The sequence below is a fragment of the Pontibacter burrus genome (assembly GCF_010686685.1).
GTDB lineage: Bacteria > Bacteroidota > Bacteroidia > Cytophagales > Hymenobacteraceae > Pontibacter > Pontibacter burrus.
On the sequence record NZ_JAAGWD010000008.1, the window covers coordinates 70,944 to 83,358 of the forward strand.

The 12,415-nt window shown below is 46.8% G+C and carries 15 protein-coding genes; 11 read left to right on the forward strand and 4 right to left on the reverse strand.

The genetic code is table 11. The features are described 5' to 3' along the window. Positions 1–90 precede the first annotated feature (90 nt). Positions 91–1,005, forward strand: coding sequence for a cation diffusion facilitator family transporter (locus tag GXP69_RS16285; RefSeq protein ID WP_163916274.1), 915 nt, complete (start codon positions 91–93; stop codon positions 1,003–1,005). Here GXP69_RS16285 and GXP69_RS16290 read toward each other — a convergent pair. From GXP69_RS16290 to hpf, 4 genes are all read right to left on the reverse strand, one after another. Continuing rightward, a complete protein-coding gene (locus tag GXP69_RS16290; RefSeq protein WP_163916275.1) occupies positions 992–1,351 on the reverse strand; it encodes a DUF1801 domain-containing protein in 360 nt (119 codons plus the stop codon). The genes GXP69_RS16285 and GXP69_RS16290 overlap by 14 nt on opposite strands. 73 nt (positions 1,352–1,424) lie before the next feature. Beyond that, the gene (locus GXP69_RS16295; protein ID WP_163916277.1) at positions 1,425–1,640 is read right to left on the reverse strand and encodes a hypothetical protein; all 216 of its coding nucleotides are present in this window, start codon (positions 1,638–1,640) and stop codon (positions 1,425–1,427) included. 689 nt (positions 1,641–2,329) lie between these two features. Then, positions 2,330–2,962, reverse strand: a complete 633-nt coding sequence (locus GXP69_RS16300) for a DsbA family protein (RefSeq protein WP_163916279.1) — start codon at positions 2,960–2,962, stop codon at positions 2,330–2,332. A gap of 175 nt (positions 2,963–3,137) precedes the next feature. After that, positions 3,138–3,443 (reverse strand): ribosome hibernation-promoting factor, HPF/YfiA family, encoded by a 306-nt coding sequence (gene hpf / locus GXP69_RS16305; RefSeq protein ID WP_163916281.1) that lies wholly within the window; start codon positions 3,441–3,443, stop codon positions 3,138–3,140. Positions 3,444–3,660: 217 nt separating this feature from the next. Between hpf and GXP69_RS16310 the strand changes: the two genes are divergently transcribed. The 10 genes from GXP69_RS16310 (at position 3,661) to GXP69_RS16355 (ending at position 12,209) form a co-directional block, all read left to right on the forward strand. After that, positions 3,661–4,284: a hypothetical protein gene (locus GXP69_RS16310; RefSeq protein ID WP_163916282.1), complete on the forward strand. Its 624-nt coding sequence runs from the start codon at positions 3,661–3,663 to the stop codon at positions 4,282–4,284. A gap of 7 nt (positions 4,285–4,291) precedes the next feature. Further along, positions 4,292–4,600, forward strand: coding sequence for a winged helix-turn-helix domain-containing protein (locus GXP69_RS16315; protein WP_163916284.1), 309 nt, complete (start codon positions 4,292–4,294; stop codon positions 4,598–4,600). Between the two features lie 68 nt (positions 4,601–4,668). Further along, entirely contained in the window at positions 4,669–5,004 is a 336-nt protein-coding gene (locus tag GXP69_RS16320) for a potassium transporter KefB (RefSeq protein WP_163916286.1), read from the forward strand. Between the two features lie 53 nt (positions 5,005–5,057). Then, complete coding sequence (locus GXP69_RS16325; RefSeq protein ID WP_235925782.1) at positions 5,058–5,387, forward strand: hypothetical protein; 330 nt, start codon at positions 5,058–5,060, stop codon at positions 5,385–5,387. 51 nt (positions 5,388–5,438) lie between these two features. Then, positions 5,439–5,729 (forward strand): hypothetical protein, encoded by a 291-nt coding sequence (locus GXP69_RS16330; RefSeq protein WP_163916287.1) that lies wholly within the window; start codon positions 5,439–5,441, stop codon positions 5,727–5,729. 50 nt (positions 5,730–5,779) lie between these two features. Further along, positions 5,780–6,070, forward strand: coding sequence for a hypothetical protein (locus GXP69_RS16335; RefSeq protein WP_235925784.1), 291 nt, complete (start codon positions 5,780–5,782; stop codon positions 6,068–6,070). A 46-nt stretch (positions 6,071–6,116) separates the two neighbouring features. Further along, entirely contained in the window at positions 6,117–7,361 is a 1,245-nt protein-coding gene (locus GXP69_RS16340; protein ID WP_163916289.1) for a DUF4153 domain-containing protein, read from the forward strand. Positions 7,362–7,458: 97 nt separating this feature from the next. Next, entirely contained in the window at positions 7,459–9,969 is a 2,511-nt protein-coding gene (locus tag GXP69_RS16345; protein WP_163916291.1) for an XrtN system VIT domain-containing protein, read from the forward strand. After that, the gene (xrtN, locus tag GXP69_RS16350; RefSeq protein WP_163916293.1) at positions 9,966–11,345 is read left to right on the forward strand and encodes an exosortase N; all 1,380 of its coding nucleotides are present in this window, start codon (positions 9,966–9,968) and stop codon (positions 11,343–11,345) included. Before GXP69_RS16345 ends, xrtN begins: the two co-directional genes overlap by 4 nt. A 69-nt stretch (positions 11,346–11,414) precedes the next feature. Beyond that, entirely contained in the window at positions 11,415–12,209 is a 795-nt protein-coding gene (locus GXP69_RS16355; RefSeq protein ID WP_163916295.1) for a S1/P1 nuclease, read from the forward strand. Positions 12,210–12,415: the final 206 nt, after the last annotated feature.

Consider the following 12,415-nt stretch of genomic DNA (forward strand, 5'->3'; position numbering starts at 1 on the left):
TAGCAGTCGGATGCCTGTTATAGGATTAGGCAGTATTTGCAAAGGTAATTGCAATCTCTAAAAAAGTTTGCGCGCAGCAGGTTTAATCTCATGTCACATTCACATCACCACGGCCATCACCACCATCATCATAGCGAAAGCAATATAAAGGTAGCTTTTTTCCTGAATCTCGGTTTTACCATACTTGAGTTTATCGGGGGTTTCTGGATAAACAGCGTGGCTATTATGTCAGACGCATTGCACGACCTGGGTGACTCGCTCTCGCTGGGAATGGCCTGGTATTTCGAAAAGCTATCTAAAAAAGGAAGCGACCGCACGTTTTCTTATGGCTATAAACGCTTTTCGCTGCTTGGTGCTGTTACGAACTCGGTGGTGTTGCTAGTAGGTTCTTTTATCATTCTTTCGGAAGCACTGCCCCGGCTATGGAATCCCGAATCGGTGAATGCCGCCGGTATGATCGGGTTTGCGCTACTGGGCGTGGTAGTAAATGGTGCGGCAATGCTCCGTTTAAAGAGCGACAACTCTATAAATGAACGGGTGGTGCGCCTGCATTTGCTGGAAGATGTGTTAGGCTGGATTGCAGTACTGGTGGGCGGTATTATCCTCTATTTCTTCGACTGGCCAATTATAGACCCCTTACTTTCAATCGGGATAACACTGTTCGTACTTTATAATGTTGTAAAAAATCTGCGCCAGAGTCTTACCATTCTGCTGCAAGGTACCCCGCCCGAACTGGATACAGAAGCTATTCAGCAACGCATTACAAGCCTGCCGGCAGTTGAGTCTATTCACGACCTGCACATCTGGACACTGGATGGATCTTACAATGTACTGACTTTACACGCAGTTGTAGCCGAAAACCTGCAGATGCATGAAGCGGAAACGATAAAACAGCAGATCCGGGACCTGCTAACAGACATAGGCGTGCAGCACATTACCATTGAACTGGAAAGACCTGGTTTTGACTGCGGGCACGTAGATTGCGGCGATCCTAGTTCTGGTTAAGCAGTACTGCTTCGCGAATCAGTTCTGAAAAATAGTTCTCGTCGATATCAGTGGTAGTACGGATTTTAATGTGGTACGGCTGGCCGTTTCGGCTCACCAGTTTGCGGGCAGGATCAGTGAGCTCTTTGCCCCTGAAAAAACCGAAATGAATGCCGCTGCGCGAAGATGCGAAATAACACACTGGCCCGTAGAAGAAATAGCAAGGGTTATCCCAACGCACGCATTCTTCCAGGTGCGACACGGAGCCCAAGATAATGCGTCTTACTTCCTGTGCCAGGGCTACCTTTTCCGGACTCAGTTTCTCGATGTATTCGTCTACCTGGTTCGTTGTAGCTTTAGTTCTCATAGTGTATAGTTCGCTTTTGGCATGTTGATGGATAAATATACATTTAATTTAATACTCAAGCCAAATCAACAGATTAAATTGTTGTGGCAGAACCGGTATTAATGGGATTTGATGGATTGATGCTGTTAGCTGTGGTTGGCCATAGTTTTATAGTTGGCATAGTAGGGCATTCGCTGGCGCGGGTTTGCAACCCGTATCTACTTATAGGGTTGAGTTTGTAACTCAACTGGCCTGAAAGGACAGGAATGACAATGGTGTTGGCTATAGTTCTATAGTTACGGTTGGTCATCCCCCTACCCCCTTCGAAGGGGGACTTTCTGCCTTTGCTATAGTTTGACCTATAGTTTTATAGTTATTTTTTTCAAACCACCCCTACCCCTCCCAAGAGGGGAATTCTGCTTTTACATTTCAACAGTTATAGTTCTATAGTTCCAGACCATGAGCAGGCAGGCGCAGCCTGCCCTAAGGAATTACTACCACGAAAAGGCGATGCAACTATAACATCTCTATCTATAAGAACTATAGCTATCGAAGGATTTCAGTCTTTGGGTTGAGCGCCTTGTAGATTTCTGGTGCCGCAGGCATTGTGAGGAACGAGCAAAAGAAATGTACACCGCGCGATGCCCGAAGACGAGGCCTCGCGGCCGTGAGCGCACCAAAGCTGAATTGAAACGATAGGTAGGTGAAGCTCCCAGGATTGGAAGTGGCTATGAAACTATAGCTTGGTTCAGGTTGTAATGAGCTTCAACTATAGCAATAGACGCTCGTAGGAGCTGCGCACGCTACGAGGTCTGTAGTAAATATAGGCCTTATAAGATGTCTCGACTAACGCTCGACATGACAAAAGAAACTATAGTCTGTGATAGATTTAGGCTGTGATAGATTTCTCACTTGTTCGAAATGACAATAAAGTAAACTATGGATTTTCAGCTCCCTCGGCTAAGATCCGCAAGACAAAAAGAAACATTTCAGTTAACACTACTTTAACCGCTCCAACAACCTGTTTTCCAATTCTACTAACTGGCAAAACCCTTTTGAGATAAGCTCTGTGCCTTGCCGGGTACGGAGGTAAATACTTGGGAAATTGGTAGCGCCGAGTGCAGCAACAGACTCAAACTCATCATCGAGCTGCTGCATAATCTCTTCAGACTCGAAAAGAGCCAGGAACAGATTTTCGGAGACACCGAATAATGCGGCAATGTTTACCAGTACTTTAGTATCATTCAGGTCCTGGCCTTCTGCAAAAAACGCGGAATGCATGGCTCTGAGAACTTCCAGGGTAAGCACAGGCCGGAGCAGGCGCATACACAGCAAGGCACGGCAGGCAGGCTCTGTGGCAAACACCTGTTCTATTTTCAGGAAATATCTGAAATCGAAAGGCAGATGCGTGCGCTGCTGCACCCAATGCCAGTTAGTGGCCAGTCGTTCGCGTTCCTGACGCTTGAGCGGTTGAGTGTTGTAAGCCTGCAGGTTGCCTAGCTGCACCTGTACCTGTAAGCGCCCCTGCCATAAGGCGGCCAGCCGGCGCACCACATAGGTAAAGCCGTAGCACCAGGCACACATCGGGTTTGTAATATAGAGGATAGTAGGCGTATTCGGAGACTGTACCATTTGTAGCGGCGTGGGTTTAGCTATAGTTTACAGCGGTCGGGCAATTCAGGTTATAAATCTACAGCTGCTTAATAAAACGAATTCATAATTCAACTAAGATAGAAAGGAAAAACAAAACCCGCTGCCAGATGCTGTTTACAGTCCGGCAGCGGGTTTATATTTGATCAAACTATAGTTATCGTTTATCTAATTGGCGTTTCAACTTTTCTGAAACATTATCCAGCAGCTGGTACCAGTTATCGCCTTCATCATGGGCAAACACATCGTTGCCAGGCACACCTACACGCATGCGCACACTTTTCTGATTCGTAGCCTGCTTCGCTTCTTCTTTAAAATAAACATCCACTGAATCTATTTTGGTACCATGGCGCTTCAACTTTGTAATTATCTCCCGGATGTTCTGCTGAATGGTATCGGGAATTTCAATATCAACTGCCTGTATGTCTAGTTTAATGCCTTCAAAGTTCTCTGTGTAATTCATAATATATCTGTTTTCGTAGGTGATGCCGGCAATTTTACCGGCTTTAATTGAGTAAAATTAAACGTACAGACCCGGCTTAGGTTCTTGCGATATGGCTATAGTTTTGTGCTGTCCGGGCAGGTTATATTCACTACTCAAAATATTTTACTCATTTTTCAGACTAACTACTTGACTTTACGTAAACCGTTATTAACTTTGAAACTCAAAGTACTTTATTATGAACCAACAGCAAGACCAGTTAGCTACCCTGCACGAGATCCGGAATATCATGGATCGTTCTTCCCGGTTTATTTCGCTTAGCGGACTTTCGGGAGTGGCGGCAGGCGTATCGGCGCTTATAGGTGCAGCGGTCGTAAAATGGTACCTGGTATCAAACAATATCGTTTACAATGAGATTTATGGCCTTACGCTAACCAGAGAGGCCATCATCTTTATACTATCGGTTGCAGCATTGGTATTTATACTCGCCCTGTCTTCGGCTACCTATTTTACGGCACGCAATGCCAAGAAAAAAAGCCATCGTGTCTGGGACAGCAAAACAGAACGTATGCTGATCAACCTGTTTATACCGTTGGCAGCTGGCGGTATCTTTTGCGCTATACTGATGTATCATAGCCTGTTTTATTTAGTAGCACCAGTCATGCTTATTTTTTATGGCTGTGCCTTACTAAATGCCAGCAAGTATACCCTGAGCGATATCCGGTACCTGGGCATTATTGAGATTGCACTGGGGCTGGTCGCCAGCTTTTTTGTGGGGTATGGTTTATTAGCCTGGACGTTGGGGTTTGGAGTGCTGCACATTGTGTACGGTACACTGGTGTATTTTAAATACGAACGCTAGCAGGCACGTGAAAGATTACCTTGAAAATATAAATAAAGCCTTCGAAAGCAGGGCGCGGTTAGGCATTATGTCGGTACTGATGGTGGAAGAGAAAACAGATTTTAACACCCTGAAAGAGACGCTGCAGCTAACAGACGGTAACCTGGCCAGTCACCTGCGTGCACTCGAAGAGGCGAACTACCTGCACGTAGAAAAGCAGTTTGTAGGCCGTAAACCAAACACTACTTACCAGGCTACCGATGCAGGCCGCGAAGCTTTTAAGAGCCACCTGGACGCACTGGAGCAGTTAATTTTGAATAACCGGAACGGCATTTAAATTTTTTTATTCATCAACTTTGAAACTCAAAGTACTTTAAAGCAAAAAAAACTATAAATCTATAAACGATGACACATCAAAGCGAAATACACAATCAGCCTGTTCATCCGGCTCCGGTAGGGAAACGGATGCTGCTGGGGGCAGGAATAGGTTTGCTGCTTATCTCCTTCTTCCTGATCGGGGCAACAAAGGCGCCTGAATGGCCCACTTACTGGTGGATCAGGCCATTGCTGGTGGTACCGGCAGCTGGTGCACTGGGGGGGCTGTTCTTTTATAATATGGATCACCTGCGCAGCCAGGGCGGCTGGAGAACCGGACTTGCAAATGTGCTGAGCCTGCTGGTGTTCATAGTTGTGCTGTGGCTGGGTACTGTTTTAGGCCTGGCCGGTACTATGTGGGATTAAGATACCTGAACAGCCAATTGAGAATAAAATCTGAAACTATAAACTATAGCAACATGACTGAAAGAAACAACTACCAGGGCGAAGTGGCCAAAAACGACGGTTCTATGGCCCTCACCATCATCAGCTGGATTTTCGGGCTGGCCTTCTTTGCAATTGGCATCGTGAACACGTTCTGGGGAGGCGATACTGGCTTCGGAATTTTTATAGTGCTACTCTCACTGGTCTATTTTCTTCCTGCAAACGAGATCTTCCATAAAATAACGGGCTACCGGCTTCCTCAATTCAGACTATTAAAGATCATACTGGGCATCTTCATTATCTGGGCAGCCATGGGCGTAGGCGAATTGTTCGACAAGATCGAAATGATGACAAAAAGCTTTTAGCAAACTATAACTATAACATAATAAAAACAATTAACTCAAAAACTAAATATTATGATAACGCAAAACAAAAGACTTATCGGTATTGTGCTCGGAGTAGCGCTTATCCTTTCTATTCCCTTAATCGCCATGCAGTTTACAAATGAAGTAGACTGGAAGCTGTTCGATTTTGTGATCATGGGCGTGCTGCTCCTTGGCACGGGGCTAGTGATTGAACTGGTGATAAGAAAAGTAAGGAATATGGATTATCGTATTGGCTTAATTGCTTTAGCACTTTTGATACTTTTCCTGATCTGGGCTGAGCTGGCAGTTGGCATTTTCGGGTCGCCGTTTGCCGGTAGTTAAGCAGCTGAACTATAGCAAGAGAGGATAATTGAAACTTAAGCGAATCAGTGATGGAAAACAAAACAACAATGCCAAACAAGCCAACCATCTGGACTATAGGTGCATGGGTATTCGGTATTCTGGTAATACTGATCGGGGTACTGAATCTATTCCTGGTGCACCCGGTTCCGGGTGTTGCATACCTGCTTATTTCGCTGGTATTTCTTCCGCCTTCCAACGCCTGGTTCAGGAGGAAATTTGGCTTCTCCTTTCCGTTACTTGTCAAGATTGTGCTGGGCGTGGTGCTGATCATGTTCACGTTAGGTGTAAGCGACCTCGGCGACATGATTGACAAGCTGTAATTCTGACGTAGCAACTATAGCTTAATCCGGCAAAAAAACAGCAGCCATGAAAGAAGAAATACTAACGCACCTCAACAACCCGGGCCAGCTCGAAAAGCTATACCGACATAACCGGGCACCTTTTACGCAGGAGTTCCGAGCCATTTATCCCGACCTGAAAGGTAACCCGTTGGCAGAGTTCTGGAACGAACGCCTGCGCTACGAAAGCGACGACATTTCGTGGGGAACCAGCCGGGATCTGCTGCTGGTAGTATTGGCATCGCTGGTGGCAGGGTTTATTGCTAAAATACCGGCTTATCTGCCCGTAGCGGAAGAGTTCTTCTATCCACGCAACATTGGCTTCATCGTTTTCCCATTGCTAACAGCCTATTTTGCCTGGAAGAACAAGTTGCAGGCCTATAAAACCGCGCTGCTCGGTGCCATCATGCTTGTTTCGCTGGTGTACATCAACCTATTGCCCGGCACTACCACAACCGACACCCTGGTACTGGCCTGCCTGCACCTGCCTTTGCTGCTCTGGGCTGTACTGGGCGCGGCTTACACCGGCAACAATTTCAACAACTATAGCAGGCGGCTCGGGTACCTCCGCTTTAACGGTGACCTGCTCGTGATGACTGCCCTGCTGGTAATTGCCGGCGTGATCATGACAGGTATTACGATCGGTTTGTTCGCTATTATCGGGCTGCAGATAGAACAGTTTTATGCGGAGTACATTGGTATTTTCGGGGCGGCGGCCATTCCTATAGTTGCCACTCACCTTACCCAAACTAACCCGCAACTGGTAAACAAGGTGTCTCCGGTTATCGCTAAAATATTCAGCCCGCTGGTGCTCATCATGCTTACCATTTACCTGATCGCAATCCCCTTTTCCGGCAAAGACCCTTACAACGACCGCGATTTCCTGATCCTATTTAACATCCTGCTGGTCGGGGTAATGGCGCTTATCTTTTTCTCTATCGCTGATAACTCCCGGAAAGAGCAGGACGCCACCAGTACCTGGATCCTGTTGCTGCTGGCTATAGTTACCATTGTGGTAAACAGCATTGCCTTATCAGCCATAATGTTCCGGATAGCCGAATGGGGCATTACACCAAACAGGCTGGCCGTTTTAGGCAGCAACATTCTCATTTTGTTCAACCTGCTCCTGGTTACCGGCTCGCTTTTCAGGGCAATTACCAAAAAGGCTGATGTTGCCAGTCTGGGAAGAGCCATTGCCGCTTACCTGCCGGTTTATTTTATCTGGGTGGTGATCGTGGTGTTCCTGTTCCCGGTGCTGTTCGGGTTTAAGTAGGCATCGGTACCCAATACCTCTTATCTCAACTTCCTAAATAAGGTATCAATCTACCCGGCACTCACGTGGTGGGGTGCCGGAACTATGTCTGAAAAAAATGAAAACACTGATAAAAACGCCTGTTAAAACCGAGCTCAACCTGAAGCTTACTGGTGTAGGGCTGATTGTAGTTTCCTTCCTGTTGTTTATGCTTCCGGAGTGGGGCGTCGGGGCAACTGATGAGGCTTCGTTCGGTCTCTTCTGGATGAACTATAGTCTGACTGCCGTTTACTTTGTCGTAATGCTATCCAAGGGAGTATTTTCCTTTAAGCGGCCTTTACGACACTTAGAATACCTTTACCTCTACCTCGTACTTTTTATCATCAGTTGCTACGCGCTTAACCGCCAGATGAGCATTTTCCAGGATTCTGTTCCCTGGCTCGAAGCTTTCATCACGCTTTTCTGCATAACCCTGATGGGCTATAGTTTCCGGGAGCTGTTACCGAAAAAATTGAACCAGGTGCTGCTCTTTGTACTTGGTGCCGGATCTGTGCTGTGGCTATACTATGCTATTTACCTGTTGCCACTTTATATCATCAGTCTTTTTGGGATACTGGCACTGGGCATGTCACTACATACTTATGTTCCGCTCTGGGTAGTAATTTGTTTGGGGGTTGGGGTGTATAAAGCCGCGGCTGAGGACAGGCAGTACCTGCGCAGTTTTATAGCCGGAGCCGCATTCCCTATCCTGTTTAGCGTTTTCTATATCTGGCAATGGCAAGACCGTAATGAGCAGCTTGCCTTCAGCGGTAACGAATACGTAATTCAGGAAGATGAAACGCTGCCACGCTGGGTAAAATTAAGCCAGCAATTACCTGCCGACTACCTGACCGAACGCATACTAAAGACCGACCTTGTTTACCAGGTGCCTATCGGGGAGTTTAGCATGTGGGATATGCCCAGGGAGAATTTTGAGGAAGTGAAACGCCACGACCCACTTGTGATCTTATCGGTACTGTTGCTGGGTGAGCCGAATCTGGACCGGAAAGAAAAGATCAAGATACTGGAAAGCATGTACGACGCACGGCATCAGGCCGAGGAGCGGCTTTGGTCGGGCAATAACCTGAAAACAGCCAATGTAGTGTCGCAGGTGCGCATTTACCCGAACTATAGACTTGCCTACACCGAGAAGGTGCTACGCGTGCACAACAACATGGCACACAGCAATAATCAACAGGAAGCAATCTACACCTTTTTCCTGCCCGAAGGCAGCGTAGTTACATCACTTTCGCTCTGGATAAACGGTCGCGAAGAGAAAGGTTACCTCACTACCAAAAGCAAAGCCCAGACAGCTTACAAAACTATAGTTGGCGTCGAAGCCCGCGACCCATCGGTAGTGCACTGGCAGGAAGGCAACAGGGTATCGGTAAGAGTTTTTCCGTGCACGCCGGAAGAAGACCGCCAGTTTAAGATCGGGGTTACCTCTCCCCTTCAGCAGCAGGGCGAAGCGCTTGTTTACCAGAACATTTACTTTACCGGTCCAAGCACACAAGGCGCTACCGAGACATCTATGGTTTATTTGGATGAACAGGTAAGCGGCCTCGAGTTACCAGCAAACTATAAACTTACGCGCAGCAATACATATAAACGCCAGGGAAACTATAGCCAGGACTGGAGCCTGCGGTTTAACACACCTGTTTTAGCGAACAGCAGTTTCAGTTTTGCCGGCAACAACTATAGTTTAACTGAACTGCCGCAACAGTTTGTACCATTTGAGCCACAGCAACTTTACCTCGATATAAACGCCAGTTGGTCGGAGAATGAATTTGAGCAGGTGTGGGAAACGGCAAAACAAAAGCCGGTGTATGTATGGGATGGGAAAATGGTGCAACTGAACGAACAGAACAGGGCAGAACTATTTGGCCTGCTGCAACAGCAACGCTACTCATTGTTCCCGCTTCATAAGATCAAAAACCCGGAACAGGCACTGGTTATCAGTAAAAGTAACGGCGTATCTCCTAACCTCAGCGACCTGAAAGATACCCCATTTGCAGAACAGATGGCGGAAGTGCTGCCGCAACATGCAACTATAAGCGTGTTCTCGCTTGGCGAAAAGTTATCTCCCTACTTTAAGAGTCTGAAAGAGTTACGGGTAATTGCTCCTATGCACGGCGACACCAAACAACTGGCTACACTACTGCAGAATAAGCAATTCATTAACACAACTATAGATCATAACACCGTTCGCCTGGGAGAATCAGGGCTGGCTATAGCTAAGACAAATGCAACTATAGCGGGAGGCACAGCGCCAGATCATGTACTGCGTTTATTCACCTATAACCATGTGTTGATGCAGATCGGGGCACGGTATTTCAGTAAGGAATTTATAGAAGACGAACTGATTGCAGAAGCCACGCAGGCCAATATTGTAAGCCCGGTATCCAGCCTGATCGTGCTGGAAACGCAGGCAGATTACGAGCGGTTCGACATCCAGAAAAGCAAAGACAGCCTGGGAAATGCCAGTATGAACGGTTCAGGTGCTGTACCGGAGCCGGAAGAGTGGGCACTTATCATCCTGGCAGTGCTGATCATCGGATTTATCACCTTAAAACCTTACTTTCTGAGATGAAGCTAAACACACTGCGCCCTACCGAGCAACTGCTGATTCCTTTGCTGGTTCTTGGCTTGTACCTGGTATTGGGAGCCTTTTTTCTAAGCAAATACCTGCTTTGGGACAGCCAATGGTTACTGGCTATAGTTCTTGTACCTTTTGTTGCACAGGTGCAGCCTCGTAAATCGCTCTCTTCTGTTTTACTGATCACAACTATAGTGCTGGCCATACTTGCTGCTACCCTGCAAAACAGCACTTTATACTTCTTCGCTTTTGTGGTAGCGCTGTGGTGTGGTGCGCAGCTTATAGTTGGCAAAATCTCCATCTACCCGCTGTTGCTGCTGGTAGTAGCTTCGCCAATATTTAAGTACATCGCCAACATTATAAGTTTCCCGCTCCGGATGCAGCTTACCAACTGGGCTGTTACCATACTGAATACGATAGAAAAGCAGGCCGAAGCAGCTGGCAATATTATTCTTGTTGAAGGGAAGGAGTTCGCCGTAGACCCGGCGTGTGCCGGGTTATCGATGCTGTCGCTGGCCCTGATTCTGGCTGTTTTTATACTTGCCCACCTGCAACGGACCAACCAGAAAATGCTGCCGCTATGGTTTATTGGGTTGATGTTAGGCCTTATGCTGCTGCTTAACCTGGTATCGAACCTACTACGCATCCTGTTGCTGGTCTGGTTTGAGATACTGCCCGGAAACCCGCTCCATGATGTGATTGGCTTGCTCTGCTTGCTAGTTTACGCCCTCATTCCCTTTTATTTTGTCTCCAGGTGGCTGCAGCAATTCGTGGTTGTCGGTTCAAAAAAACCATCACGCAGGTCACGCATCAGTTTAAGGGGCGCTTTGCTTCTGAACTATATTTTACTGCTGATGCTGACAGGAACAGGCTTTAAGATCAGAGGTGAGAAACCAACTATAGTTTCTGACTTTACAACGCCGGAGCTAACCGGTTTCGAAGCAGCAACTATGGAAAACGGCGTAACAAAGTATAGTAATGAAGAAGTATTGATTTACCTGAAACCGGTGCAAGCATTTTACTCTACGGAACATCACCCGTTAATCTGCTGGGAAGGAAGCGGCTATAAGTTCCGGCATGTGCAGCAGCGACAGGTGAGCAACTATAACGTGTATGTGGGCGAACTGCAAAAAGGGAAAGATACTCTCTACACGGCCTGGTGGATGGATAACGGGCAACATCAAACTATAGACCAATGGGACTGGCGCACACGCATGCTGAAAGGCGAAGCGAAGTTCAGGCTGGTGAATGTTACTGTTGCGCAAAAGCAGAAACTTGCCGAAGCTATAGTTACGCTCATCGAAAGCCAGAACAACTATAGTCACACAACTATTACATTGGCTGATGCTGCAAACAAATCTCAACTATAGGCATCGGGTTTCTGCAGAATTTTCGGACCTTTGCAGCCGAATTCATTTAACCTATAGTTTCTTACATCAATGGCATTTAAGGCGCTTAAAAAATTAATATTGGCAGGTTTGTTCCTGTATATGCCGCTTCAGTCGATGGCCTGGGGCATGCTGGGGCACCGCGTAGTAGGCGAAATTGCAGAACGTAACCTGAGCTGCAAAGCAAAAAAACAGGTAAAGAAAATCCTGGGATCGGAGTCGATCGCGATGGCCAGCAACTGGGCCGACTTTGTAAAATCGGAACCGAGCTACAAGTACCTGGATACCTGGCATTACATCAACTTTAAGTCTGGCCTGAACAAGGACGAGTTTATGACTGCCCTTGCCCAGGACACTTCAGTAAACATCAACACCAAGCTGAATATGCTGGTTGCAGAGCTGAAAAAGAAAGACCTGCCGATGGAGAAAAAGAAGATGTACCTGCGCCTGGTGATCCACATGGTAGGCGATCTACATCAGCCAATGCACACGGGCAGGCCGGAGGATTTAGGTGGCAACCGTGTAAAACTGTTCTGGTTCGGAGAGCCAACCAACCTGCACCGCCTCTGGGACAGCGACCTGATCGAATCACAAGCGCTAAGCTACACCGAGTACAGCACACACCTGAACCACACTACCAAAGCCCAGCGCAAACAGTGGATGAAGCAACCAATAAGCCAGTGGCTGTACGACTCTTACCTGATCAGCAATAAGATTTACAGCGAAATAGAACCGGAGCAAAAACTTAGCTACCGCTACAACTACGATAACCTGGAAACCTTGAACACACAGCTGTTGAAAGGTGGTATCCGTCTGGCAGGTTTGCTAAACGAGATATTCGGGTAAAATACCTTACCAATTATAGAAAAAGCCTTTCTGCAACTATAGCAGGAAGGCTTTTTTGATTATCCGGTGTTATAAACAAAAATGGGCGCTACCTAAGCAACGCCCAAGACTTTCGTCTACGGGTGTGTTTCACCCTTATTGTGACAAGATTTCAGAGATTATTTTGTCATTGTTAATACAAATATATATATTGATATTACAATAAC